This window comes from Mycobacterium sp. NGS61 (assembly GCF_059812325.1).
Window position 1 is genome coordinate 50920 of record NZ_JCALCL010000011.1, and the last position, 24261, is coordinate 75180.

Sequence of the window (24261 nt, forward strand, 5' to 3'; positions counted from 1 at the left end):
GGCGCCGAGCCGATCCCGTTAGCTCAGCCACACGCTGCCGCGCTCAGTCCAGGCGGCGCACCTTTCCGGCGTAACCCAGCGCGTGCACGTAGGTCGCGAGGTTGTCGCGCGAAATCCGCGCGTGCACCGGGCGCTCCAGCAGAAAGCGCAGCACCGGGTTGTATGCGTGATAGGTCTCGTGGAACGTGAGCACCGTGCTGCCGTCGGGCTGTTCGTCGAGTTGGTGGTAGCCCTCGGCCCGCGACCACAACGGCTTGCCGACCGCCACATACCGCGACACCTGGTTGATCCTGGCTTCGGTCACGGTCTCCCAGGACCGCCCCACGCCGCCGGAGAGCAGATATCTGGGCACCGGGAAGATACAGGTGCGGACCAGCCCCTCACCCGCCGCGTCGCCCTCGTTCAGGATTTCCATGCTGCCGGTCGGCCACGTCAGCACCCGTGGCCGCGGCGCGTCGGGCGGCACCGGTGGGTGCAGCACCCGCCATACCTTCGCCGGGGGCGCCTCGACGTGGAAACGCACGGTGTAGGACTGCATCAGCTTTCGTCCCAGGTGTCCCAGCAGGTGATCGATTCTGCCGATGGTCTTGCCGCGGGGCGGAAGTCGCTGCCGATGGTGTAGGCCACCGGGAACAGGGCGGCCTGGGTGACCGAGGGCGGTATCCCGAGCAGCTCGGCGACTTCGCGTTCCTTCGCCAGGTGCATCGTCGTCCACACCGACCCCAGTCCGCGGGACCGCAAAGCCAACAGGAAACTCCAGCCGGCCGGGATGATCGACGCCCAGGCCGAGGCGGCCACCAGCCGGTTGCTCTCCTCGATGGGCTGCAGCAGGCAGGGGATGACGTGCACCGGGACCCTGGCCAACGTCTCGGTCAGGCCCGCCGCGCTGCGGTAGACACGCTGCGTCTGTGGATCGGACGCGGTGGCCGCGGCGTTGGCCAGGTACTCCGCACCGATGCTGCGGTAGATGTCGGCGATCGCCGCGCGTTTCTCGGGGTCGGTGATGACGATCCAGCGCCAGTCCTGGGCGTTACTGGCGGTGGGCGCCTGCATCGCCAGGCGTATGCAGTCCAGGATCACCTCACGACCCACCGGCCGGTCCAGGTCGAGACGCTTCCGGACCGCACGGGTGGTGCTGAGCAATTCGTCGACCGAAGCGATGTCCATTCAGCTCCCTTCCGCGTGCTCAGAAAATTACCGCGACGGGCCCGAAAAGAATCGACCGCCCATATTGACGCGCGCGTCGACCCGGTTTGGACAGCGGGAATCGTGCCGGATAACGTCCGTGCCAACGAGTAGTGGGCAGGCGTTCAATAACCTGCGCCGGGATGGAGGTCTTTGGCGTTGCTGTTCATGCATGAGGTTCATACGGTGCGTGGCCGCGCCGAGGACGAGTTCGAGGCCGCTTTCCGGGACGGCTGGTTGCCTACGCTCGCCGCCGGGGACGAGGCCCGACTGCTGTGGTACACCAACCAGGCGCAGGGCAGCGGGCCGGCTTACACCGTCATCACCGTGACCGCGGTTCGCGACGGCGCCGCCTGGGAGCGCCTGACGAAGCGGGTGCAGCAGGGGGACCTGCGGGATTGGATGCACCACACCGACGAATTGCGCCACGGGGTCGACGCCAAGCTGTTGGTGGCGTTGCCGTGGTCGCCGATGCAGCATGTGTCATTCGACGATGTGCCGGCCGACGGTCGCGAACACGAGATGAGCCTCTACATGGAAGACACCATGTGGCCCTACGAGGACAAGTTCGAGGAGTACATTCTGCGCTGCGGCGAGGTGTACGCCCGAAGTCTCGAACAACCGTCGTCGATGTTGCAGATGCACGCGTCGTTTCAGCCCGCTCTGGGCAGCCATTTGCGTCGGGAAGTGATTCTGATGCAACGGATCAGCCGTCCCGAAGCGTTGCTCGATCTGCTTCGCACACACATCCCGGCCGAGTACCGGACTCCCGGCACCTGGTTGCACGACGCGTTGGACCTGCGCGACCAGTGGACCAGCAGGTTGTTGCGGACCTCCACCTGGTCGCCGCTGTACTGAGCTGATGAATCTCGGGACCATCATCGATGCCGCCGCGGCGCACGATCCGCAGCGGACCGCACTGATCATCGACGGTCGCTCCTTCAGTTACGCCGAGCTCGACAGGGCCGTGCACGCGTGCGCCGACGGGCTGGCAGCCCGCGGTGTGACGGCCGGTGACCGGGTCGCCGTCGTCGACACCGCCAGTCTGCTGTCGATCGCGGCGCTGCTCGGCGCGGCGCGCATCGGAGCTGCGGCAGCGCTGATGAACCCGGCGCTGACGCCGCCGGAGCTGCGGGCGCTGCTCGACAACGCGGGCTGCGCCGAGGTGGCGGTGGCGGGGGAGTCCTACGCTGGACGGCTGCGTGACGCCGCGGTGCCGACGGTGTTGACCGATGTGGACTTCACCGGCGGAAGACGTTGCCCGCCAGTCGAATCAGTTGTCGACGAGCAGACCGCGATGGTCTTGTTCACCAGCGGCACCACCGGCCTGCCCAAGACTGTCCCGATCGGCAGCCGGCAGTTGACCGCGCGGCTGGACAGGACGTCCGCGCCGTTCGCGCCGGACGTCCCGCCCGTCGCGGTGATGATGTGCGTACCTTACTTTCATGTCGGCGGGTCACTGGGTTTGATCGCCAGTCTCTACTCGGGCAACACGCTGGTGGTGCAGCGCCGTTTCAACGCCGGCGAATGGCTGCGGCTGGTGTCAGAGCACCGCGTGACCGGGATGTTCCTGGTGCCCACGATGATGCACCGGATTCTGGAGCACCCGGACTTCGCCGACACCGATCTGTCCTCGCTCACTGCGATCACCTACGGCGCGGCGGCTGCCCCGATCTCGTTGATGCGCAGAGTGATTGCGGCCCTCCCGCACGTCGCTTTCACCAACGTGTTCGGCCAGACCGAGACCTTGGGCACGTACGCCAACCTGCTGCCCGGGGACCACCACGATCCGGCCCGGGCGGGCTCGGTGGGACGTCCCCTGCCCGGGGTCGAGGTGCGGGTGGTCGACCCCGACACCGGTGCCGACGTCGAACCCGGCGCGGTCGGCGAGCTGTGGGTGCGCAGTCCGCTCAACACCGCGGGCGGGTGGCTGCGCACCGGCGACCTGGGCCGCCAGGATGCCGACGGCTACCTCTATCCGAGCGGGCGACTGCGCGACACCATCAACCGGGGCGGAGAGAAGTTCGGTCCGATCGAGGTGGAGGAGGCCCTGCGTTCGCACCCGGCGGTGCACGACGTCGCGGTGGCCGGTGTCGACGACGAAGAGTTGGGCCAGCGCGTGGGCGTGGCGGTGGTGCCCCGCGGGCCGGTGACCCTCGCCGAATTACGTGCGCACTGCGCGCCGTTGCTCGCCTACTTCAAGCTGCCCGAGCGGCTGACCATCGTCGACGATATCCCCTACAACGCCACCGGCAAGGTGAACCGCGCCCAGCTCGCGGCGCTGATCGGCGCCGCTGACTGAAATCTGCACGGCCACAACAAAAATGGCGTATCAGCCTTTTTTGACTTGCAGTACCCGCTTACGCAGGCCGTCCGTCGCCGTTTCCATCAGCCCCTTGGCGCCCTTCTTGACCAGGAAGCCCGGCACCGGCACGCCGAGATCCACGGTGAGCTCGAAATGCACCCTCGTCGAATTCCCTTCGGGCGTCAGCGTGTATCGCGCGTGCTGTCCCTTCTGCGCTTTGGCGCTCACCAGCTTCCAACTGACGCCGTCGTCGTGCACGGTGTAGTCCAGCACCTGTTCGTCGCTCACGCCAACGACTTTGACGACTTGCCGGGATTTGGTCGGATGGCCGTCCTCGTCGCGCTCCAGAACCTCGACTTCGCGATGAGCCGACGACCATTCGGGCAGCGATTCCAGATCGAACAACACCTCCATGATCTCGTCGGGTGTCGCGTCGATGACAACTTCGCGGGACTCGGTGACAGCCATGCGCAGATACATTGCCACCGCCGCGGCGGCTAAACCAGCTCAGGGCACCAGCACGACCTTGCCGATGTTCTCTCGGGCAGCCAGGATCCGATGCGCTTCGGGTGCTTGGGAGAACGGCACCGCGGCGTGCACGATCGGTGCGACGACGCCGTCGTCGAGTGCCCGGCGCAGCGGCGTGATCCAGGGTTCGAGGGTGCCGCGATCGTCCCACAACCGCAGCATGTTCAGGCCGATGACGGTCTTGGACTCCGACAGCTGATCCATCAGATTGAACCCGCGCAGCATCGCCAGCGCGTGCGGGGCCGCCTTGCGCAGTGCGCGCTTCTCGCCCTCCTGCAGGTTCGAAATCCCATAGCCGACCAACCGTCCACCCGGACGCAGCAGCCCGTAGGACCGCCGCAGCGACGTGCCGCCCAGCGCATCGAGCACGAGGTCGTAGGGCGGCAGATCCTTCCACCAGCCGTCGCGGCGGTAGTCGATCGCGCGATCGACGCCCAATTCGGTCAGCTTCTGGTGCTTGCCGGGCGATGCGGTGCCGTGTATCTCGGCGCCTGCCGCCTTGGCGAACTGAACGGCCGCGATGCCCACGCCGCCGGCCGCGGCATGGATGAGCACCCGCTCGCCGGCCTGCAACGACCCGTAGCCGTGCAACCCCGCCCACGCAGTGGCGTAATTGACCGGGACCGCGGCGCCCTGCTCGAAGCTCACCGACTCAGGCAGCGGCACCGAGTCGGACTCGGCGACATTGACGATTTCGGCGTACCCACCGAATCGCGTTCCGGCCAAGACCCTTTCACCGACACGGCCGCCGTCGACGCCGTCGCCGACAGCCACCACCGTGCCGGCGACCTCGTAGCCGACGACGGCGGGGAGCTTGGGCGCGTCGGGATACAAGCCGACGCGGGCGAGATGATCGGCGAAGTTGACGCCGGCCGCCCGGACCTCGATGCGCAGCTGACCCGGGCCCGGGCGCGGCGGGTCAGGGCGTTGCTGGACCTGCAGCACCGAGGGACCACCGTGTCTGGTGATGACGACTGCGCGCATCGTGTTTCTCCTTGCTCGGGACGAATGGCGGTTCAGCTCGCATCGGGATCACGCCGAGATGGCCTGCTCGAACACCTCTCCGTAATACACTCCCGGGACTGATGAACCACGACTGGGAGCAGTTGAGCGCCAGGGTGCATCGCTGTCGGCTGCCGTTCTGCGATGTCACGGTCGGCCTGGTGTACGGCGCGCGCGGGGCCTTGTTGGTCGACACCGGGACGACGTTGCCAGAGGCCGCCGCCATCGCGGCGGACATCCGGGAGATCGCCGACTGCGACGTGACCGATATTGTGTTGACGCACAAGCACTTCGACCATGTGTTGGGATCCTCGCTGTTCGCCGGGGCCGAAATCCACTGCGCGCCGGGAGTTGTCGAATACCTGCTGGCAGGTACCGACCAGTTGCGCAGTGATGCGCTGCGCCACGGAGCCGATGCCGCCGAGATCGACCGTGCCATCACCGCGCTGCGACCGCCGCCGCGCGGGATCCACGACACCGTGGTGGACCTCGGGGATCGCACGGTCACCATCGCCTATCTCGGTCCAGGCCATAGTCATTCGGACTTGGTCGTGCTGGTTGCGGCTGACCGCGATGGTGGTCCGCCAGTGGTTTTCACCGGCGACCTCGTCGAGGAGTCCGGAACGCCCGCGATCGACGGCGACTCCGACGTGGCCGCCTGGCCCGCGACCCTCGCTCGGCTACTGGCGCTGGGCGGCCTCGATGCCCGTTACGTCCCGGGGCACGGCCGTGTCGTCGACGCGGCGTTCATCCGGCGCCAACAGGGTTGGCTGCGGGCTCGTGCGGCTGAGTCGACCGGTGACCCAGCTCACTATCCAGGGGCATAGACTTTCAGCGACAAGGGGAATTGGCGCTGAGAAGGAGCGGAAGGCCATGGCCATCGCCGAAACGGACAATGCAGTCCAATCGAAGTTCGAGCAGGAGGTCGCCGACACGCAGCGCTACCTCGACAGTCCGCGGTTCGCGGGCATCACGCGCCTGTACACGGCCCGCCAGGTCGTAGAGCAACGCGGCACGATTCCCGTCGACTACACCGTGGCGCGCGAGGCCGCCGCCGCCTTCTACCCGCGCCTGCGTGAGCTCTTCGAGCAGAAGAAGAGCATCACCACATTTGGCCCGTACTCGCCCGGCCAGGCCGTGAGCATGAAGCGGATGGGCATCGAAGGGATCTACCTGGGCGGCTGGGCCACCTCGGCCAAAGGGTCCACGACCGAGGATCCGGGCCCAGACCTGGCCAGCTACCCGCTCAGCCAGGTGCCTGACGACGCCGCGGTCCTGGTGCGCGCCCTGCTCACCGCAGACCGCAATCAGGAGTACCTGCGCCTGAACATGACCGAACGGCAGCGGGCGACCGCCACGTTCTACGATTACCGGCCATTCATCATCGCCGATGCCGACACCGGCCACGGCGGAGATCCGCACGTGCGCAACCTTATTCGGCGTTTTGTGGAGGTCGGCGTCCCGGGCTATCACATCGAGGACCAGCGTCCGGGCACCAAGAAGTGCGGCCATCAGGGCGGTAAGGTTCTGGTGCCGTCCGACGAGCAGATCAAGCGACTCAACGCCGCTCGCTTTCAACTCGACATCATGCGGGTGCCGGGCATCATCGTCGCCCGTACGGACGCCGAGGCAGCCAACCTCCTCGACAGCCGCGGCGACGAACGCGACCAGCCTTTCCTGCTCGGGGCCACCAACCTGAAGGTTCCGTCCTATAAGGCCTGCTTCCTGGCGATGATGAAACGCTTCTACGATTCGGGCGTCGAGGAGCTCAACGGCCATCTGTTGTACGCCTTGAGCGACGGCGAGTACGCGGGAGCCAACGCATGGCTGGAGCGCCAGGGGATCGCCGACCTGATCTCCGAGGCGGTCAAGACGTGGCGGGAGAACGGCGAGACTTCGATCGACGACGTCTACGACGAAGTCGAATCCCGCTTCGTGGCTGCCTGGGAGGACGACGCCGGGGTGCTGACCTACGGCGAAGCCGTGGCCGAGGTCCTGGAATTCGGTGAGAGCGACGACGAGCCGCGCGGCATGAGCTCCCAGGAATGGCGGGAGTTCGCTGCGACCGCGTCGCTCTACGAGGCCCGGCAGAAAGCCGCCGAGTTGGGTGTCGACCCGGGGTGGGACTGCGAGCTCGCGAAAACCCCTGAGGGCTACTACCAGATCCGCGGCGGGATTCCGTATGCGATCGCCAAGTCCCTGGCCGCCGCGCCATTCGCCGACATTCTGTGGATGGAGACCAAGACAGCCGATCTGGCCGATGCCCGGCAGTTCGCCGAAGCGATTCACGCCAAGTTCCCTGACCAGATGCTGGCCTACAACCTCTCGCCCTCGTTCAACTGGGACACCACCGGCATGACCGACGAGGAAATGCGGGAGTTCCCAGCGGAACTGGGCAAGATGGGCTTTGTCTTCAACTTCATCACCTACGGCGGACACCAGATCGACGGTGTCGCTGCCGAAGAGTTCGCTACCAACCTCACCCAGGACGGGATGCTGGCGCTGGCCCGCCTGCAGCGCAAGATGCGGCTGGTCGAATCGCCTTATCGCACACCGCAAACCCTGGTTGGCGGGCCGCGCAGCGACGCAGGCCTGGCGGCGGTCTCCGGCCGTACGGCGACCACGAAGGCGATGGGCAAGGGGTCCACTCAACACCAGCATCTGGTGCAGACCGAGGTGCCCAAGAAGCTGCTGGAGGAATGGCTGGCGATCTGGAGCGAGCACTATCAGCTGGGCGAGAAGCTTCGGGTCACGTTGCGGCCCCGTCGCGCCGGCTCGGATGTGCTGGAACTGGGCATTTACGGCGACGGTGACGAGCAGCTGGCCAACGTTGTGGTCGACCCCATCAAAGACCGCCACGGCCGCAGCATCCTGCAGGTGCGTGACCAGAACACCTTCGCTGAAAAGCTGCGTCAGAAGCGGCTGATGACTCTGATCCATCTGTGGCTGGTGCATCGGTTCAAGGCCGACGCGGTGTACTACGTGACGCCGACCGAGGACAACCAGTACCAGACCGAGAAGATGAAGTCGCACGGCATCTTCAGCGAGGTCTATCAGGAAGTCGGTGAGATCATCGTCGCCGAGGTCAACAAGCCCCGCATCGAGGAGCTGTTGACCACCGACCGCGCGGCGTTGAAAAAGTTGATTCTCAAAGAGAACTGACTAATTCGGGGGTCGGGCCTGGTTATGTGGTGCCCCTGAAGAACAGGCCCGACAGGTTGTTGCCGAGGTTGCCGATGCCGGAGACGAGACTGGTCAGAGCCAGGTCCAGAACGCCGGCGTTGGCAAGACCGGAAACGCCGCTGCCGACGTTGTTGAAGCCCGAAATCAGGCCGCCGAAGTTCTGGTAGCCGGAGCCGCCCAGCAGCCCGGGACCGTTTGAGTTGTACCAACCCGACAGTCCCGCACCGTTGTTGCCGAATCCTGAGTTGCCACCGATCCCGGTGTTGAAGAAGCCGGATGACGGGTTGATCGTTGTGTTGAGGTAACCGGGGCCGCCGGGGACGGGGAAAGTGGCCAGGACCTGTGCGGGTAGGTGGATGCTCGGGATGACCAGCGGCGGCAGGGTGAATTCCGCCAGACCGAACGGTGGGATGTCGAGCGCCGGGGTGGTGAAACCCACTGTGGTGAGGTTCGGCAACACCAGATCACTGAGGCCGATCGGATCGATCGTGAACCCAGGAATCGACACCGGCGCCGTCGTGATATTCGGCAACACCAGATCACTGAGCCCGATCGGATCGATCGTGAACCCAGGAATCGACACCGGCGCCGTCGTGATATTCGGCAACACCAAATTACTCAACCCGATCGGATCGATCGTGAACCCAGGAATGGATATTGGCTGCGTACCAATCGCGGGCAGCTGGAAGGGCTTGACCTCGATCGGATCCACATTGATGCCTGGGATGGTCAAGCTGGGAAGGGAGAAGCCAGAGATCCCGATGGGGGAAATGCTGAAGGCGGAGAGTCCGATGGGGCCGACTGAGAAGCTTCCGGTTTCAAGGAAGGCGCCCGGCATCCCGTAGAACGTGCCAATGGCCGGATATTGACCAGCAACACCCGTTTGCAGGGCAATGATGTTATTCGGCAGGAATAACCGGATCGGGATGCTGATCCCCGGGAAATCTAACCGGGGCCCGTTGATGTAAGGGGTAGAAATCGTCGGGGTGTAGAACGGGTCCGTCTCGATGCCCGGCACAAAAATCTGTGGTGTCTCGATTCCGGGCAGGAAGAATCCACCGATTTGGCTACCGGCGGGGATAGAGATCCCCGGGATCGTCAGGTTCGGAATCGTCAAACTCGGCAGGTTGAAGGCGGCCAACGTCGTACCCGCCGCAATCGAAATCGGCGGAATCGTCAAGTCCGGAATCGTCAAACTCGGCAGATCAAACGCACCCAACGCCGTACCCGGCGCAATCGAAATCGGCGGAATAGTCAAATCCGGAATCGTCAAACTAGGCAGATTGAAGGCGGCCAACGTCGTACCCGCCGCAATCGAAATCGGCGGAATAGTCAAATCCGGGATGGTCAACCGCGGGAGATTGAATGCGGCCAACGTCGTGCCGGCGGGGATGACAAAGGGCGGAACGTAAATTCCCGGAATGTGCAGTGCCGGCAGCTCAAAGGCGGGGACGGTGATCGCCTGTATCTCCAACGGCGGCAACGTGATGTCGGGAGTTGCGATCGAGAAGAACAGGTTGCCCTGGCCGGTGCCCTGGTAGAAGACGCCGTTGTTCAATTGGCCGGTGTTGAACAGGCCGTTGTTCATGTCCCCGAGGTTCAGGAACCCGGTGTTCAGGTTTCCTTGGTTGAAGAAGCCGGTGTTAGACGCACCGTTGTTGAAGGAACCTGTGTTCGAGGAGGCGGTGTTGAAGTCCCCCATGTTGAAGTTGCCGACGTTGTAGGTGCCGGTATTCGCGTTGCCGACGTCCAGGAACCCGGTGTTGAACGATCCCGCATTCAAAAAGCCGGTGTTGGCCCGGCCGGAGTTCCACAAACCGGTGTTGAAGTCGCCGGAGTTGCCGATGCCGAAGTTGCCGCTTCCGGAGTTGAAGAAGCCGATATTGCCGTTCCCCGAGTTGAACAACCCGAAGTTGCCAGAGCCGGAGTTGAGACCGCCGATGCCGATCTGACCGTTGCCGGCCAGCCCGATACCGATGTTGCCGTTACCCGTGTTTCCGAAGCCGAAGTTACCGACGCCGATGTTGCCGAAGCCGATATTGCCGCTACCGAGGTTGCCGAGCCCGAAGTTATTGCCGCCCAGGTTTCCCCAGCCGAAGTTCGAGCTACCGAGGTTCCCGGAACCGAGGTTGAAGTCGCCGAAGTTTGCGTTGCCGAAATTAGTCAGTCCGACATTCCCGAAACCGAGATTTCCAATGCCTGCGATGGGCGGGATCAGGCTCAGATTGAGGGATCGCTCCGGTACCGCGGCGGCTGCCAGTGGACCTACCATTGCCGCTCCAGCGCTCATGCCTCCGACCAGACTCTGTAGCGGTTGCACGAACGGCGTCAGCGCGGATACCGCAGCGGAGGCGCCGACGTGGTAGGCGGACATCACCGAGACGTCCAGCGCCCACATCTCCTCGTAGAGCGCTTCCGCGGACGCGATCGCGGGAGCGTTCTGTCCGAAGATGTTGGACAACACCAGTGACACAAAGGCGTTGCGATTAGCTGCAATCAGCTCCGGATGCACGATCGCCGACGCGACGGCCTCGAACTCGGCCGCCATGGCACCTGCCTGCGCCGCGGCTTGTCCGGCATGCGATGCCGTGGCACTGAGCCAGCCGGCATAGGGGGCTGCGGCAGCCATCATCGCCGCGGCCGCCGATCCCTGCCAAGCTCCATCGACCAATCCGGCCGTTACTGATTCGAAGGTCGCTGCGGCAGAGGACAATTCATCTGCAAGACCCTCCCAGGCTGCCGCAGCCGCCAGCATCGGCTCGGTTCCCGCGCCGGCGAATATCAGTGCCGAGTTGACCTCGGGCGGCAGCACTGAATAGTTCATCGTCTCAACCTCTCTCAGGGGACAAGCGCCAATCGCAGTTTGTGACAACCGGATACGGGCCCCCCGACCCACAGTCGCCAGCAAGCTGTGTCGTAGCCGACAAGCTACGGGCGACCCCCAGGCCGAGGAGTCTTATTTATCAAATCGCTATTCAACCGTTATCTAAATGTGATTATCTTACGGTCTCAGTGACAATCTGCTTTACAAATCGACATTGGAGCAGAAGTTCCACCCCCTGATGTCAACGGCGAGAGCTGCCGCGTGCGGTGGGCCTTCAAGCACCCCAACGGAACTCAGCCACCAGCAGTCACCCTGCGTGTGCCGCGAAGTGGGCAGGGCTACGCAACATAGCGCCACATATGTGACTCAAATACACTGCAAATTGACACAATGGAAAAATGCGATTAATTGCGCTTAATGGACACCGCGCCGGTGTGAACCGAATTGACTTGCGTCAAGCCACGTGAGCGCCGAATTTCCCGCAGAAACCCGTGGCAACGGACCTGCGCACGCGCAGCTCACGACCCGCGCCGAAACCCAAGTCCAGACAATGTGACTCATACGACCACGGCAGGCAGGCCGGAAACCGAGGGCGCCGCCCCCGAGTTTCCGGCGTCAGATTAGGGGGTATGCGACCCCGGCACATGCGCGACAAGAGTGAAGATTGGTGAGTCTGATGAGATCTCAAGTCAAGACGGCGTTTGCCGCCTTCGGCGGTGGCGCCATGCTTCTTATGGCAGTGGCCTGCGGTGGCGGCGACAACAAGTCCCCGAGTAGCAGCACTACGCCGACGACAACCCCGGCCACCAGCACCACGGCCCCGTCCGGCGCACCGACCGAAACTTCGCCCGGTGGTACCGGTGGTCCCGGCGGTGGCGGCGGCAGCGTCCCGGGCGGCCCCACCGGTGGCGGCGGGCCCGGCGGTGGCGGCGGCACGGTACCCGGCGGCCCCGGCGGCGGTGGTGGACCCGACGGCGGCGGCGGCAGCGTGCCTGGCGGGCCGACCGGTGGCGGCGGGCCGGGCGGCGGTAGCGGCACCATTCCCGGGGTCGGCGGTGGCGGCGGCGGACCGGGTGGCGGCGGCGGTTGCGTCGGCAACCTCTGCGGGGGCTTCCCGTGATCATCCGACGTCGTTGACGGAGACGAACGAGGACCGGTAACTACCGGTCCTCGTTTGCGTTGTCGGCCCGACCCGACTGCCCGACCCTCAACCCGCCATCCCGGCGGGCATCGTCGTCGGCCCGACCCGACTGCCCGACCCTCAACCCGCCATCCCGGCGGGCATCGTCGTCGGCCCGACCCGACTGCCCGACCCTCAACCCGCCATCCCGGCGGGCATTGTCGTCGGCCCGACCCGACCGCCCGACTCCTCAACCCGCCATCCCGGCGGGCATTGTCGTCGGGCTAAAGTTCGTCCAGGCCGATCGCAAGGGAGCCCCGATGGAGAAGCTCAGGTTCGGATACTTCATCGCGCCATTCCACCGCGCCGGCACCAATCCCACGCTTGCGCTGCAACGTGACTTGGAGTTCGTCGAGCACCTCGACTCCCTCGGTTTCGACGAGGCGTGGATCGGCGAACACCACTCGGCAGGCAGCGAGATCATCAGCTCGCCAGAGGTTTTCATCGGAGCAGCGGCTCAGCGCGCCAAGCGGATACGATTCGGCACCGGAGTGATTTCGCTGTCCTATCACAACCCGCTGTGGGTCGCGGACCGGCTGATGCTGCTCGACCATCTCACCCACGGACGCATCATCGGCGGAGTTGGCCCCGGATCACTGCCGACCGACTCCGCCATGATCGGGCTGACCCCGACAGACACACGCGAGCTACTCGAGTCCAATCTCGACATCGTGGTGCGTCTGCTGGCGGGGGAGACGGTGACCGCCAAGACCGCCACCCACCAATTGTTCGACGCCAAATTGCAGCTCGCTCCCTACTCGGCCAGCGGGATTCCCTTGGCGGTGGCCGCGGTCGCGTCGCCGACGGGAGCGCGGTTGGCCGGCAAGCACGGCATCGGGCTGTTGTCGATCGGAGCGACCCTGACCATCGAAGGGTTCGACGCGCTGGCCTACCACTGGGGCATCGTCGAGGAGCGCGCCGCCAAATTCGGTGCCCACGTCGACCGCAGCAACTGGAGCCTGGTCGGACCGATGCACATCGCCGAGACCGACGAACAGGCCCGTGCCGACGTAAAATTCGGCATCGAGCCCTGGTTCCGCTACTTCCAGAAGGTCGCCGCATTCCCGCAGATGACGATGCCGGGCGACCGGCTCGACGAGATGATCGACATGATCAACGGCAACGGCGCCGGCGTGATCGGCACGCCCGAACGCGCCCGCGAACAGATCCAGCGGTTATGGGACCAATCGGGCGGATTCGGCTGCATGCTGCAGATGGGTCATGAGTGGGCCAACCCGGCAGCGACCAGGCGGTCAGCCGAGTTGTTCGCCGCCGAAGTGATGCCGCACTTCCAGGGACAGGCCCAACCCACCTTAGACGCCGCCGCGCGAGCCGGACAGATGCGCGACAGCCTGGCTCAGACGCAGTTGCAGGCCATCGAGCACATGACCAAGAAGTACCAGGACGAGGTCGGATAGCCGCCAGGACGGCAGCCGCCGGACGGATTTCGCCGCCACCCGCTACCTTGGCCAAACCGTCCAGGAACGGCGAAAAGTGTTGCGCGGCAGGACTACTGAGCGCCAGATTGCCGCTCGGCAGCCTTTACCAGCTGGCCTGCGAAGAATTTGACTGCGCCGCCCATCGCCGCGCGGGCGGCTGGTCCGGTACCCCGGGCCTTCTCGATGAACGAGCCACTCCAACGGATGTCGGTGCCACCCGACGAGTTCGGTGTGAGGACCACTTCGGCGACATAGTCGGTGACCGGCTGCCGCGGACCCACCAGCTTGTAGGCGTGCCGCCGATCCTGCTCATAGGCAGTGGTTTCCTCCTGCACGAACACCGGCCACATCCCCAGCTTGCGGACCGCCCCTACGCCCCCGGGAGCCGGGTCGCCCTGGCGGACCCAGCTCGACGACACGACGATCGGTTTCGCCCAGCTGGACCAGTTGCCACCGTCGGCCACCAGCTGGAATACCGTCGCGGGGGGCGCGCTGGTGGTCTTGTTGACCTCGAACGTGAACTTCCGACCCGACATGGCTGACTCCTGAGGTATCCGACCTGGAATGATGCTGCCGCGTACCCTATCGCGCACCCGCGCACCACCGATCCGGGCGGGTCACGTACCGCAGGTCGCGGAATCGTCCACGCGGCGCCGCTGCCGGGGCATACTCACGGTGTGCCGAACGCCGATGCCGTTGAGATGGCACCCACACCAGGCCGACATCGCTGCGATGCTCACGTTGCTGAAGCCGCTGCGCAGGCTGAACGTTCAAGGGCCGGGAAGCCGACGGCCACGCAGCGCGCAAGGTCCGTGAACGCACCGCGGCGGCGATTGAAACCGGCATCGAATTGATGATCGCCGAGCGCGAAGCCGACCCGACCCGATCGGTTGTCGGACGGCTTCTCCAAACCGACACCTGACCGGGAATATGGCCAATGAGATTGCGGGACAACATATGAGATCCTCACTACCTTATCGCCGCAGCGGCGCGTTGCTGGTGGCAGCGCTGCTTCTCGGCGGGTGCAGCAGCCCAGCCCGCACGCCCGCCACTCAATCCAGCACCGGCAGCACCGCGGCAGCCTCCGGCGCCCAGGCGGGTGCTAGCCAGAATGTGCTGGACTCTGCGGTCAAGGCCGACGGGCCAGGCTGCTCGGCGGCCGTCGGGATCGAGGGCCGGGTGGCGTGGACCGGGGTTGCCGGACTTGCCAACCTGAGCAACAAAGCCAAGATCACCGCGGACACGGTTTTCGATATCGCTTCGGTCTCAAAGCAATTCACCGCCACCGCAATCCTGCTCCTGGTTCAGGCAGGCAAGCTGACCTTGGACGATCCGCTGTCCAAGTACATCACTGAAATGCCGCCGTGGGCCGCAAACGTCAGCCTCGCGCAACTGATGCATCACACCAGTGGGATCCCCGAATACACCAGCCTGCTTCAAGAGCAGGGGTTGAACTTCAGCGACCGCACCACCGAGGCCCAGGCCCTGCAGACCCTGGTCGCGGTACCGGAGTTGACCTCTAAGCCCGGCGCGCGCTACGAGTACGTCAATTCCAACTACCTGTTGCTCGGCGAGATTGTGCACCGCGTCTCCGGCCGGTCCCTCGCGGACTTCCTCAGCACGGAGATCTTCCGTCCGCTCGGCCTGACCATGGTGCTCGAACCGGTGGCGGGCGTTCCCAATAAAGCAGTGGCATACAGCAAGGGCGACAACGACTTTCAGGCCACAGATTTCAAGTGGGAACAAGTAGGCGACCGCGGAATCCAGACCACCATGAGCCAGTTGGTCCGGTGGGCCGACAACTACCGCACCGGTAAGGTCGGCGGCCCGACTCTACTCGACGCACAGCTGGCCGGAGCCGTGGAAACCGACCCCGGCGGCGGCGACCGCTACGGCGCCGGAATCCAGTCGCTCGCCAACGGCATGCTCGACCACCCGGGCACCTGGGCCGGTTTCCTCACGGCATTCCGGGTCAGCAGCGACCGTCGCACTGCGATCGCCGTCAGCTGCAACGTCGACAGTCAGGATCCGGGCGCCATGGTCGAGTCGCTGGGAAGCATCTGGATGCCGGGGTCATAAGTCCGTTCGCGACAGCGCGCAATTCCTATACGGCGCGCGGCGCGGCTGCCATGATTCACGGTATGGCGCAACCGTCGATTCTCACCACCGACAACGGCTTACCGTCGAGCGTGCAGGGTGCCTGCGACTCCCGCTTTCTCAATGTCATCCGGGCATTCGCCGGGTTGTATCCCGGGCGCATATTCGGCGGCGGTGCGCTCTCGGTCTTCATCGACGGCCGGCAGGTGGTCGATGTCTGGACAGGCTACTCGGACCGCAAGGGCAACGAACCGTGGACCGCCGACACCGGGGCCATGGTGTTCTCCGCGACAAAAGGGTTAGCCGCCACCATTATTCATCTCCTCGTCGACCGCGGCCTGTTGTGCTATGACGCACCGGTCGCCGACTACTGGCCCGAGTTCGGCGCGAACGGCAAATCCGAGATCACCGTGAGCGACATGCTGCGACACCGCGCCGGACTGTCACACCTGAAGGGTGTGGACAAGGACACGATCATGGATCACCTGTTGATGGAGGAGCGGCTGGCCGCCGCGCCGGTGGACCGTGCGCACGGCAAGATGGCCTACCACGCGATCACCTACGGCTGGCTGTTGTCGGGCCTGGCCCGTGCGGTGACCGGCAAGGGCATGCGGGAACTGTTCCGCGAGGAACTCGCCCGACCGCTGGACACCGACGGCCTGCACCTCGGCCGGCCACCCGCGGACTGCCCGACCAAAGCGGCGCAGACGTTGTTGCCCCAGGCCAAGATCCCGACGCCGCTGCTGGACTTCATCGCACCCAAGGTTGCCGGACTGTCCTTTTCCGGGTTGCTGGGCTCGATCTACTTCCCGGGCATCATGTCGATGCTGCAGGACGACATGCCGTTCCTGGACGGCGAGCTGCCCGCGGTCAACGGTGTGGTGACCGCGCGTGCCCTGGCAAAAACGTACGCGGTGCTGGCCAACGACGGTGTCATCGACGGCACGCGACTGTTGTCGTCCGAGGCGGTATCAGGCATGAAAGGCAAAGCCGAGTTGTGGCCGGACCTGAATCTGGGACTGCCCTTCACCTATCACCAGGGTTATCAATCATCGCCTGTCCCAGGCTTTTTGGAAGGTTACGGCCACATCGGTCTGGGCGGCACCGTGGGATGGGCCGATCCGGAGACGGGCAGCTCGTTCGGATACGTGCACAACCGTCTGCTGACGCTGCTGCTGTTCGACGTGGGTTCGTTCGCGGGGTTGGCCCCGCTGCTCACCAACGCCGTCGATGCGGCGCGCAAAGACGGACCGTTGGAGGTGCCGCGTCTCGGTGCGACGTATCACGATCCCGGCGAGCACGAGCCGGCCGCGGGGCAGTAGCGCCCGCACCGCCCGAGGGCGCCAAGGACGATTTATAGACTTCGGTTATGGATGGCGGTGTCCGACCGGAGCCTGCAGTGCGTGATGGGCTACTGCAGATCGAGGATTGCCTGGCCACGGACGGCAACATCGCCCTTCCGCCGGACACCACGCTGATCTCGTTGATCGACCGCAACATCAGGTACGTCGGCGACGAGATCGCATACCGCTACCTCGACCACAGCGGCCTGGGCGCCGGGCGCGCGCTGGAAGTGACCTGGACTCAGTTCGGGGTGCGCCTGCGCGCCATCAGCGCGCACATCCAGCAGCACGCGGGACCCGGCGACCGGGTCGCGATCCTGGCACCCCAGAGCATCGACTGGGTCGCCGGCTACTACGCCGCAATCAAAGCGGGAACCATCGCGGTGCCACTGTTCGCACCGGAACTGCCGGGCCACGCCGAGCGGCTGGAAACAGCCCTACTGGATTCGACCCCGAAAGTCGTGCTCACCACGACCGCGGCGCGCGACGGGGTGCAGCAGTTTCTGGCAAACGTCAGCCGGTTGCAGGCACCGCGCGTGCTGGTCATCGACGAAATTCCCGACTCGGACCAGGACCGGTTTGCTCCGGTCGCGCTGGACATGGACGCGGTCTCATACCTGCAATACACCTCAGGTGCCACCCGGGCCCCTGTCGGCGTGGAGATCACCCACCGCGCGGTGGCCACCAACCTGGTGCAGATGATCCTGTCGATCGACCTGCTCAACCGCAACACCCACGGCGTGAGCTGGCTGCCGCTGTATCACGACATGGGCCTGTCGATGATCGGCTTCCCCACCGTCTACGGAGGCCACACCACCCTGATGTCCCCGACGGCGTTCGTGCGCCGGCCGCAGCGCTGGATCCAGGCTCTCTCGGCGGGATCACGCACCGGTCGCGTCGTCACCGCGGCGCCGAACTTCGCCTACGAATGGGCCGCGCAGCGCGGACTTCCCGCACCCGGTGAAGATATCGACCTCGCCAACGTCGTGCTGATCATCGGTTCCGAACCGGTCAGCATCGAGGCGGTGACCGCATTCAATAAGGCGTTCTCCTCATATGGGTTGCCGCGCAAGGCATTCAAACCGTCCTACGGTATCGCCGAGGCGACCCTGATGATCGCGACCATCGACCACGCCGCCGAGACGTCGGTGATCTATCTGGACCGCGAGCAGCTCGGTGCGGGCCGGGCGGTCCAGGTAGCTGCCGACGCTCCCACCGCCGTCGCACAGGTGTCCTGCGGGCAGGTGGCCCGCAGCCTGTGGGCGGTGATCGTGGATCCGGAGACCGGAGCAGAACTGCCGGATGGCCAGGTCGGCGAACCGTGGCTGCAAGGTGACAACGTCGGCCGCGGTTACTGGCGTCGGCCGGAACAGACGCGGCTGACCTTCGGAGCCAAACTGGGGGCCACCCTCCGAACGGGTAGCCACGCCGCCGGATCAGATATCGGTGGTGACTGGCTGCGGACCGGGGATCTGGCCGTGTACGTCGACGGCGAACTCTACGTCACCGGCCGGATCGCCGATCTGATCACCATCGACGACACACACCACTACCCGCAGGACATCGAGGCGACCGTCGCGGAAGCATCGCCGATGGTGCGCCGGGGCTACGCGACGGCGTTCACGGTGCCCCGCGAGGGCCGCCACGCTCTGGTCATCATCGCCGAGCGCGCCACCGGCACCGGGCGGGCTGACCCGGCACCTGCGCTCGACGCGATCCGCGCGGCCGTGGCGGCCCGCCACCGGTTGTCGGTCGCCGATGTGCGGTTCCTGCCGGCCGGGGCCATCCCGCGTACCACCAGCGGCAAGCTCGCGCGGGTGGCCTGCCGCGTCCAGTATCTGAGCGGCGCGTTCGGCGGGCACGACGCCGTGTCACCATGATCCGATGACCACCGACCCGTCGGCCGAGGGATCCGATCGGGTCCCGGAGCTGGCGGGGTTCCCGGTGAGACCGCCGCCCCTGATCCGTCCGGTCACCTTCGACCAGCACTGGGCCGATCTGACGTTCCTGCACTGGCCGGTGACGCCTGCCAGCATCGCGCATCTGTACCCGCCCGGCACCCGGCCCGACGTCTTCGCCGACGGCCTGACCTACGTCGGGCTGGTGCCGTTCACCATGACCAGCACCAAACTTGTTGCAGCGCTGCCACTTCCATACTTCGGTACGTTCCACGAGACCAATGTGCGGCTGTACTCGGTCGACGATGCCGGACGCCACGGAGTGCTGTTCCGGTCGCTGGAGACAGCGCGTCTAGCAGTCGTGCCGGTCACCCGGATCGGTCTGGGCGTCCCCTACACCTGGGCCAAGATGCGCATCGCCCGGTCCGGCAACCAGATCAGTTATCACAGCGTTCGGCGCTGGCCGCGGCGCGGGCTGCGCAGCCTGGTGACAGTCACCGTCGGCGAGCCGATCACCCCGACACCGCTCGAGGTGTGGCTCACCGCCCGCTGGGGCGCGCACACCCGCAAGGCCGGACGCACCTGGTGGGTTCCGAACCAACACGCGGAATGGACGGTGCAGGCCGCCGAGATCGTGGAACTGCACGACGAGCTGGTGGCGGCTGCCGGAATCACGCCCAGCGGCGACCGGCTGCGCGCGCTGTTCTCCCCAGGGGTACGGACCCAGTTCGGCCGGCCCTGCCTGGTTGCGTAGCAATCCGGCTCACGGACAGGTGTATCCGCCGTCGATGATCAGGTCGGATCCGGTCATATAGCTGGAAGCCGCGCTGGCCAGGTAGAGGTACAGGCCGGTGAGTTCTTCGGGCCGGCCGATCCGTCCCATCGGGATCTTCGGCTCCCACACGCGGTGATAGTCGGCGAGCGGCTCGACCAGCTCGGTACGGATGTACCCGGGACTGATGCTGTTGACCCGGATCTCGTATGGCGCGAATTCGACCGCCATCGCTTTGGTGAGGTGGATGACCGCCGCCTTGGTGGTGCAGTAGTGACCCACCTGCTGCGGGACGTTGATGATATGACCTGACATCGACGCGGTGGTGATGATGGACCCGCCGCGGCCCTGCCGCACCATTGCCTTGGCGGCGGCCTGGGCGGTGAGGAAGACCCCGGTCACGTTGGTGTCCTGGATCCGTTGAAACTCCTGCAGCGACATCTCCAGCATCGGGGTGTCCGAGACGATGCCGGCATTGCACACCGCGATGTCGATGCCGCCCAGGTGCTCAGTGAGCTGATCCACCATGGCGGTCACCTGATCTTGCCGGGTCACGTCGCACACGATGGGCACCGCCCGGCCTCCCATCGCGGCGATCTGCTCGGCCAACTCCGTCAGAGCATCCAAATGCCTTGCGGCAATCGCCACTTCGGCTCCGGCTTCGACGTAGGCCAGAGCCACCTGCTTACCGATACCGCTGGAGGCTCCGGTCACCAAAGCCGTCTTGCCGTGCAAGTCGAACAGATCCAACACCGTCATGGGATCTAGTCTGTCCGGTATGGGCAAGTTCGCCAAAGCAGAGATCGAGGAAGCCGTCCGCCACTACACGACCGTCGTCGAAGGATGCTCCGCGTCGGGCGATTGGCGTCCCTTCGCGGATCTGTTCACCGAGGACGTGGTCTACACCGAGCATCACTACGGGACCTTCCACGGTCGCGAGGAGGTGCGCGAATGGATCGTCTCCGTGATGGCGCCGTTCCCGCACATGCGGTTTCCCTCGGACTGGACCGCCTACGACGAAGACAACGATGCCGTGGTGATCATGATCAGGAACCTGCTCGATCACCCCACCGACCCCGACGGAGAGCCGTTCTGGTTCCCGAACTGGACCCGGCTGGTCTACGCCGGCGACGGTCTGTTCAGCAGCGAAGAGGACATCTACAACCCCAACCGTGACGCGCCCGGCGTCGTCGGCGCCTGGCTGGAGGCCGGCGGCCGGTTCGCGTCCACGAAGTTCCCCGAACCCAAGGCCTAGCTCGAGGCCGACGACCGCTTGCGCCGGCGCGAGCGGGCAGCGTTCAGCGCCTGCTGCCAGGCCAACATTGTCGCGGCTTTGAGCATGGCCGGCCGGGCGCTGTCCCTGGACAGCAGCGCGGTGGCGGCGGCTTTGGTGGTGGCCGATGCCTTGGACAGATGGCCGCTGTCGAACGGTGGCTGCGGGTCGTACTCGAGGGCCAGCTGGATCGCCTTGGCGCGGCCTTCCCCGCCCATCTGACCGGCCAGCCACAGGCCGAGGTCGAGACCCGCGGAAACTCCCGCGCTGGTGATGATGTTGTCCTCGTGCACAATTCGTTCATCGGTGACGGGAATCGCGCCAAACGCTTTCAGTGCCGGGATGGTCAGCCAGTGCGACGTCGCGCGCCGGCCCTTGAGCAGGCCGGCGGCCGCCAGAATCACCGATCCAGAGCACACCGACGTGGTCCAGCTCGCCGTCCGATGTGCTTGGCGCAGCCACTCGAGCAGCTTCTCATCGCGGGCGTGCACCGGTGTCCCGGGCCCGCCCGGCACCAGAATCACGTCGGGGGAGGGCGTTTCGGCCAGCGAGTGCGTGGCGCCGATCACCAGCACTCCGGAGTCGGCGGTGACCGGCCCGACGTCGTGCCAGACGAAGCGCACCTCGGTGTGCGGCAGCTGGCGCAGGATCTCGTAGGGCCCGATCATGTCGAGTGCGGTGAAATCCGGGTAGGCCACGAAGGCGATCTGGGTCATCGGGATTCTCCTAGCGTGTGGTTACGGGTCAGACAAACGCTTTGCGGTACTGGTCGGGCGGGATGCCGACCCGGCGAATGAAGTTGCGCCGCATGGTTTCCGCCGTCCCGAATCCGCAGCGCGAAGCGATTGCCACGACGGTGTCGTCGGTCTCCTCCAACTGACGACGCGCGGCCTCGGTGCGGATCCGCTCGACGTACTGCCCGGGCGCCTCACCGATTTCCTCGGTGAACACCCGGGTGAAATGCCGAGGGCTCATCGCCGCCCGCCGGGCCAGATCCTCGACGCTGTGCGATGCGCCGGGCTCGGACTCGATGGCCTCCTGCACGTCGCGGATCGACGTCCGTTTCGCGCGCGGCATCCACACCGGTGCGGCGAACTGGGTCTGGCCCCCGGGCCGGCGCAGATAGAGCACCAGCCAGCGGGCCACCGTCTGCGCAATCTCGGTGCCGTGGTCGTCCTCGACCAGCGACAGCGCCAGGTCGATGCCCGCGGCGACACCGGCGGCTGTCCATATCCGTTCGCTGCTGCGCACGAAGATCGGGTCGGGATCGACCTCGATGTTCGGGAACTCTGTGGCCAACCGGTCGGCGAACGCCCAGTGTGTGGTGGCCCGATGCCCGTCCAACAATCCGGCTTCGGCGGCCAGGAATGCTCCCGTGCAGACGGTGACGACGCGTCGTGCGGTCCGGGCCACTGCTTTGATCCAGTCCACGAATCCGGCGTCGGCCCGTGCGGCGTCGACGCCGCCACCACCGGGCAGCACCACGGTGTCGATGCGTTCGCGCGGGGCGGGAAGGGGCGCGGCGGTGAAGCCCAGCCCGGTGGCCGTGGTGACCGGTTGTCCATTGGCCGCGGCCACCACGACGTCGTATCCGCCTTCGGTCAGCAACGAAGCGCCGGTGAACACTTCGTAGGGCCCGATCACATCGAGCGCCTGCACCCCCGGGAAGCCGACGATCACGATTTTTCGTGCCATGGCCTCAGTCTTGGCCAACAAAACCATGTCGTCTACGCCATGGTGCCAACAAAATAAGACATGCGGACCCGGGCACAGCCCCGGGCCGGCACCTTGGCAGACTGTGGGCATGGCACAGATAACCTTGCGCGGAAATGCGATCAACACCGTCGGCGAGCTTCCCGCCGTCGGGTCCCCGGCACCTGACTTCACCCTGACCGGTGGCGATCTGGGCCCGGTCAGCAGCGATCAGTTCAACGGTAAATCCGTGCTGCTCAACATCTTTCCCTCGGTCGACACACCGGTCTGCGCCAAGAGCGTGAAGACGTTCAATGAGCGCGCCGGCGCCACCGGGGCATCGGTGGTGTGCGTATCCAAGGACCTGCCGTTCGCGCAGAAGCGGTTCTGCGGTGCCGAGGGCACCGAGAACGTGACGACAGGATCGGCGTTCCGGGACAGTTTCGGCGAGGACTACGGCGTCACCATCGCCGATGGTCCGATGGCCGGACTGCTGGCCCGCGCCGTCGTGGTGATCGGTGCCGACGGCAAGGTCGCCTACACCGAGTTGGTGCCTGAGATCGCGCAGGAGCCCGACTACGACGCGGCGCTGGCCGCGTTGGGCGGGTAATCCGGCCTAACCCCGCGAGGACCTGTCCAGCCGGTCTGCGGTCGCGGTCAGCACCTCCCGGCAGCCGGCCCACATCGCGGTGATGATGTCGGCGGCCGACGGCAGATCCTCGATACGGCCGGCGACCTGACCGGTGTTGGCGACACTGGCGTCCATGTCGCCGTCGAAGTAAAGCCGTTGCACCCGCTGCAGGGCGGCACTGCCCTCGGCCAAAGACGCTGAAGCGTCCAGCTTTTCGGCAGCAGCGGTGCGGATGACCCGCATCATTCTTCTGCCGTCCAGGGGGAGCAGCACGGTGCCCGTCTCGTCGGCGCGCACCACCGCCTCCTTGAGGTTGCCGTGCACCGGCGAGTCCGCCGAGGCCAGTAACCGGGTGCCCATCTGCACGCCTTCCGCCCCGAGGACGAGCGCGGCGGCCATCGACCGCGCATCGCAGATGCCTCCCGCCGCCACGATCGGGATGTCGACGTGGGCCGCGACCAACGGCAACAGCACCATGGTCGAGGCGCCGAACCGGTTCTTGAAGCCACCGCCCTCGACACCTTCGACGATGAGGCCGTCCACGCCGGCGTCGACGGCTTTCCGGGCGGCAGCCAGGGTACCCACCACGTGAAAGACGGTGATACCCGCGTCGTGCAGGCGAGCAGTGAACAGCGCGGGGCCCCCGGCTGAAGTGGTCACGAAGCGATTCCGTTGTCTACCAACAGATCTACCATGGCCGGGTCGCGGTTGAACAGCAGCGCGATGTTGGCCCCGACCGGCCGGTCGGTGAGGTCGCGCACCCGGCGCAGATCGGCCCGGCCCTGCTCGGAGGTGGTCTCGATGATGCCGAGACCACCGGCGTTGGACACCGCCGCGGCCAGTTGCGCACCGGCGATGTAGGTCATCGGCGCCTGCATGATCGGGATAGCGATCCGCGCGAGCGCCGCG

The 24261-nt window shown here is 65.8% G+C and carries 21 protein-coding genes and 2 pseudogenes; 13 read left to right on the forward strand and 10 right to left on the reverse strand.

All coding sequences use genetic code 11. From position 1 onward, the window contains the following. Positions 1 to 43: 43 nt before the first annotated feature. Complete coding sequence (locus AC5Y3Z_RS20455) at positions 44 to 538, reverse strand: SRPBCC family protein (protein ID WP_463824243.1); 495 nt, start codon at positions 536 to 538, stop codon at positions 44 to 46. Further along, complete coding sequence (locus AC5Y3Z_RS20460) at positions 538 to 1167, reverse strand: nitroreductase family protein (protein ID WP_463824244.1); 630 nt, start codon at positions 1165 to 1167, stop codon at positions 538 to 540. The genes AC5Y3Z_RS20455 and AC5Y3Z_RS20460 overlap by 1 nt, the downstream gene beginning before the upstream one ends. Positions 1168 to 1353: 186 nt before the next feature. Here AC5Y3Z_RS20460 and AC5Y3Z_RS20465 point away from each other — a divergent pair, with 186 nt between their 5' ends. Next, positions 1354 to 2043 carry a hypothetical protein gene (locus AC5Y3Z_RS20465; RefSeq protein WP_463824245.1) on the forward strand — a complete coding sequence of 230 codons (690 nt, stop codon included), beginning with the start codon at positions 1354 to 1356 and terminating at the stop codon, positions 2041 to 2043. Positions 2044 to 2047: 4 nt separating this feature from the next. Beyond that, entirely contained in the window at positions 2048 to 3487 is a 1440-nt protein-coding gene (locus AC5Y3Z_RS20470; RefSeq protein WP_463824246.1) for a class I adenylate-forming enzyme family protein, read from the forward strand. A gap of 30 nt (positions 3488 to 3517) precedes the next feature. Here the strand turns inward: AC5Y3Z_RS20470 and AC5Y3Z_RS20475 are convergent, their stop codons facing one another. Then, positions 3518 to 3958 (reverse strand): SRPBCC family protein, encoded by a 441-nt coding sequence (locus AC5Y3Z_RS20475; RefSeq protein ID WP_463824247.1) that lies wholly within the window; start codon positions 3956 to 3958, stop codon positions 3518 to 3520. Between the two features lie 39 nt (positions 3959 to 3997). Continuing rightward, positions 3998 to 5002 carry a zinc-binding dehydrogenase gene (locus tag AC5Y3Z_RS20480; RefSeq protein WP_463824248.1) on the reverse strand — a complete coding sequence of 335 codons (1005 nt, stop codon included), beginning with the start codon at positions 5000 to 5002 and terminating at the stop codon, positions 3998 to 4000. 101 nt (positions 5003 to 5103) lie between these two features. Here AC5Y3Z_RS20480 and AC5Y3Z_RS20485 point away from each other — a divergent pair, with 101 nt between their 5' ends. Continuing rightward, positions 5104 to 5847 carry an MBL fold metallo-hydrolase gene (locus AC5Y3Z_RS20485; protein WP_463824249.1) on the forward strand — a complete coding sequence of 248 codons (744 nt, stop codon included), beginning with the start codon at positions 5104 to 5106 and terminating at the stop codon, positions 5845 to 5847. A 46-nt stretch (positions 5848 to 5893) separates the two neighbouring features. Next, a complete protein-coding gene (aceA, locus tag AC5Y3Z_RS20490; RefSeq protein ID WP_463824250.1) occupies positions 5894 to 8182 on the forward strand; it encodes an isocitrate lyase ICL2 in 2289 nt (762 codons plus the stop codon). A 22-nt stretch (positions 8183 to 8204) separates the two neighbouring features. On the opposite strand, the gene AC5Y3Z_RS20495 is transcribed toward aceA, so the two are convergent. Beyond that, a complete protein-coding gene (locus AC5Y3Z_RS20495; protein WP_499926346.1) occupies positions 8205 to 11027 on the reverse strand; it encodes a PPE domain-containing protein in 2823 nt (940 codons plus the stop codon). A gap of 676 nt (positions 11028 to 11703) precedes the next feature. On the opposite strand from AC5Y3Z_RS20495, the gene AC5Y3Z_RS20500 reads away from it, so the two are divergent. Both AC5Y3Z_RS20500 and AC5Y3Z_RS20505 read left to right on the forward strand, forming a co-directional pair. Beyond that, complete coding sequence (locus tag AC5Y3Z_RS20500; protein WP_463824252.1) at positions 11704 to 12147, forward strand: hypothetical protein; 444 nt, start codon at positions 11704 to 11706, stop codon at positions 12145 to 12147. Positions 12148 to 12467: 320 nt separating this feature from the next. Then, entirely contained in the window at positions 12468 to 13625 is a 1158-nt protein-coding gene (locus AC5Y3Z_RS20505) for an LLM class flavin-dependent oxidoreductase (protein WP_463824253.1), read from the forward strand. A 92-nt stretch (positions 13626 to 13717) separates the two neighbouring features. On the opposite strand, the gene AC5Y3Z_RS20510 is transcribed toward AC5Y3Z_RS20505, so the two are convergent. Continuing rightward, entirely contained in the window at positions 13718 to 14182 is a 465-nt protein-coding gene (locus tag AC5Y3Z_RS20510; protein ID WP_463824254.1) for an SRPBCC family protein, read from the reverse strand. 233 nt (positions 14183 to 14415) lie between these two features. Here AC5Y3Z_RS20510 and AC5Y3Z_RS20515 point away from each other — a divergent pair. From AC5Y3Z_RS20515 to AC5Y3Z_RS20535, 5 genes and pseudogenes are all read left to right on the forward strand, one after another. Continuing rightward, positions 14416 to 14568: pseudogene (locus AC5Y3Z_RS20515) on the forward strand (lysophospholipid acyltransferase family protein); the annotation flags it as partial. 35 nt (positions 14569 to 14603) lie between these two features. Continuing rightward, positions 14604 to 15725, forward strand: coding sequence for a serine hydrolase domain-containing protein (locus AC5Y3Z_RS20520; RefSeq protein WP_463824255.1), 1122 nt, complete (start codon positions 14604 to 14606; stop codon positions 15723 to 15725). A gap of 62 nt (positions 15726 to 15787) precedes the next feature. Continuing rightward, positions 15788 to 17065, forward strand: a complete 1278-nt coding sequence (gene lipD, locus AC5Y3Z_RS20525) for a lipase LipD (RefSeq protein ID WP_463824256.1) — start codon at positions 15788 to 15790, stop codon at positions 17063 to 17065. A 47-nt stretch (positions 17066 to 17112) separates the two neighbouring features. Beyond that, positions 17113 to 18966 (forward strand): fatty acyl-AMP ligase, encoded by a 1854-nt coding sequence (locus tag AC5Y3Z_RS20530; protein WP_463824257.1) that lies wholly within the window; start codon positions 17113 to 17115, stop codon positions 18964 to 18966. 4 nt (positions 18967 to 18970) lie between these two features. After that, on the forward strand, positions 18971 to 19738 hold the full coding sequence (locus tag AC5Y3Z_RS20535) for a YqjF family protein (RefSeq protein WP_463824258.1): 768 nt from the start codon (positions 18971 to 18973) through the stop codon (positions 19736 to 19738). A gap of 9 nt (positions 19739 to 19747) precedes the next feature. Here AC5Y3Z_RS20535 and AC5Y3Z_RS20540 read toward each other — a convergent pair whose 3' ends face one another. After that, positions 19748 to 20515 (reverse strand): SDR family oxidoreductase, encoded by a 768-nt coding sequence (locus tag AC5Y3Z_RS20540; protein ID WP_463824259.1) that lies wholly within the window; start codon positions 20513 to 20515, stop codon positions 19748 to 19750. A 19-nt stretch (positions 20516 to 20534) separates the two neighbouring features. On the opposite strand from AC5Y3Z_RS20540, the gene AC5Y3Z_RS20545 reads away from it, so the two are divergent. After that, positions 20535 to 21011, forward strand: a complete 477-nt coding sequence (locus AC5Y3Z_RS20545) for a nuclear transport factor 2 family protein (RefSeq protein WP_463824260.1) — start codon at positions 20535 to 20537, stop codon at positions 21009 to 21011. Here the strand turns inward: AC5Y3Z_RS20545 and AC5Y3Z_RS20550 are convergent. Then, positions 21008 to 21745, reverse strand: coding sequence for a DJ-1/PfpI family protein (locus AC5Y3Z_RS20550; protein WP_463824261.1), 738 nt, complete (start codon positions 21743 to 21745; stop codon positions 21008 to 21010). The two genes, AC5Y3Z_RS20545 and AC5Y3Z_RS20550, sit on opposite strands and share 4 nt — an antisense overlap. 28 nt (positions 21746 to 21773) lie before the next feature. Beyond that, complete coding sequence (locus tag AC5Y3Z_RS20555) at positions 21774 to 22724, reverse strand: GlxA family transcriptional regulator (RefSeq protein ID WP_463824262.1); 951 nt, start codon at positions 22722 to 22724, stop codon at positions 21774 to 21776. Between the two features lie 109 nt (positions 22725 to 22833). On the opposite strand from AC5Y3Z_RS20555, the gene tpx reads away from it, so the two are divergent. Then, positions 22834 to 23331, forward strand: coding sequence for a thiol peroxidase (gene tpx, locus AC5Y3Z_RS20560; protein ID WP_463824263.1), 498 nt, complete (start codon positions 22834 to 22836; stop codon positions 23329 to 23331). Positions 23332 to 23337: 6 nt separating this feature from the next. Here tpx and AC5Y3Z_RS20565 read toward each other — a convergent pair. Next, positions 23338 to 24218 (reverse strand): annotated as a pseudogene (locus AC5Y3Z_RS20565) (NAD(P)H-dependent flavin oxidoreductase). Between the last annotated feature and the right edge of the window lie 43 nt (positions 24219 to 24261).

Coding starts and splice junctions, on each gene's coding strand:
- AC5Y3Z_RS20455 (WP_463824243.1), bottom strand. CDS start 538: ATGCAGTCCTACACCGTGCGTTTCCACGTCGAGGCGCCCCCGGCGAAG.
- AC5Y3Z_RS20460 (WP_463824244.1), bottom strand. CDS start 1,167: ATGGACATCGCTTCGGTCGACGAATTGCTCAGCACCACCCGTGCGGTC.
- AC5Y3Z_RS20465 (WP_463824245.1), top strand. CDS start 1,354: ATGCATGAGGTTCATACGGTGCGTGGCCGCGCCGAGGACGAGTTCGAG.
- AC5Y3Z_RS20470 (WP_463824246.1), top strand. CDS start 2,048: ATGAATCTCGGGACCATCATCGATGCCGCCGCGGCGCACGATCCGCAG.
- AC5Y3Z_RS20475 (WP_463824247.1), bottom strand. CDS start 3,958: ATGGCTGTCACCGAGTCCCGCGAAGTTGTCATCGACGCGACACCCGAC.
- AC5Y3Z_RS20480 (WP_463824248.1), bottom strand. CDS start 5,002: ATGCGCGCAGTCGTCATCACCAGACACGGTGGTCCCTCGGTGCTGCAG.
- AC5Y3Z_RS20485 (WP_463824249.1), top strand. CDS start 5,104: ATGAACCACGACTGGGAGCAGTTGAGCGCCAGGGTGCATCGCTGTCGG.
- aceA (WP_463824250.1), top strand. CDS start 5,894: ATGGCCATCGCCGAAACGGACAATGCAGTCCAATCGAAGTTCGAGCAG.
- AC5Y3Z_RS20495 (WP_499926346.1), bottom strand. CDS start 11,027: ATGAACTATTCAGTGCTGCCGCCCGAGGTCAACTCGGCACTGATATTC.
- AC5Y3Z_RS20500 (WP_463824252.1), top strand. CDS start 11,704: ATGAGATCTCAAGTCAAGACGGCGTTTGCCGCCTTCGGCGGTGGCGCC.
- AC5Y3Z_RS20505 (WP_463824253.1), top strand. CDS start 12,468: ATGGAGAAGCTCAGGTTCGGATACTTCATCGCGCCATTCCACCGCGCC.
- AC5Y3Z_RS20510 (WP_463824254.1), bottom strand. CDS start 14,182: ATGTCGGGTCGGAAGTTCACGTTCGAGGTCAACAAGACCACCAGCGCG.
- AC5Y3Z_RS20520 (WP_463824255.1), top strand. CDS start 14,604: ATGAGATCCTCACTACCTTATCGCCGCAGCGGCGCGTTGCTGGTGGCA.
- lipD (WP_463824256.1), top strand. CDS start 15,788: ATGGCGCAACCGTCGATTCTCACCACCGACAACGGCTTACCGTCGAGC.
- AC5Y3Z_RS20530 (WP_463824257.1), top strand. CDS start 17,113: ATGGATGGCGGTGTCCGACCGGAGCCTGCAGTGCGTGATGGGCTACTG.
- AC5Y3Z_RS20535 (WP_463824258.1), top strand. CDS start 18,971: ATGACCACCGACCCGTCGGCCGAGGGATCCGATCGGGTCCCGGAGCTG.
- AC5Y3Z_RS20540 (WP_463824259.1), bottom strand. CDS start 20,515: ATGACGGTGTTGGATCTGTTCGACTTGCACGGCAAGACGGCTTTGGTG.
- AC5Y3Z_RS20545 (WP_463824260.1), top strand. CDS start 20,535: ATGGGCAAGTTCGCCAAAGCAGAGATCGAGGAAGCCGTCCGCCACTAC.
- AC5Y3Z_RS20550 (WP_463824261.1), bottom strand. CDS start 21,745: ATGACCCAGATCGCCTTCGTGGCCTACCCGGATTTCACCGCACTCGAC.
- AC5Y3Z_RS20555 (WP_463824262.1), bottom strand. CDS start 22,724: ATGGCACGAAAAATCGTGATCGTCGGCTTCCCGGGGGTGCAGGCGCTC.
- tpx (WP_463824263.1), top strand. CDS start 22,834: ATGGCACAGATAACCTTGCGCGGAAATGCGATCAACACCGTCGGCGAG.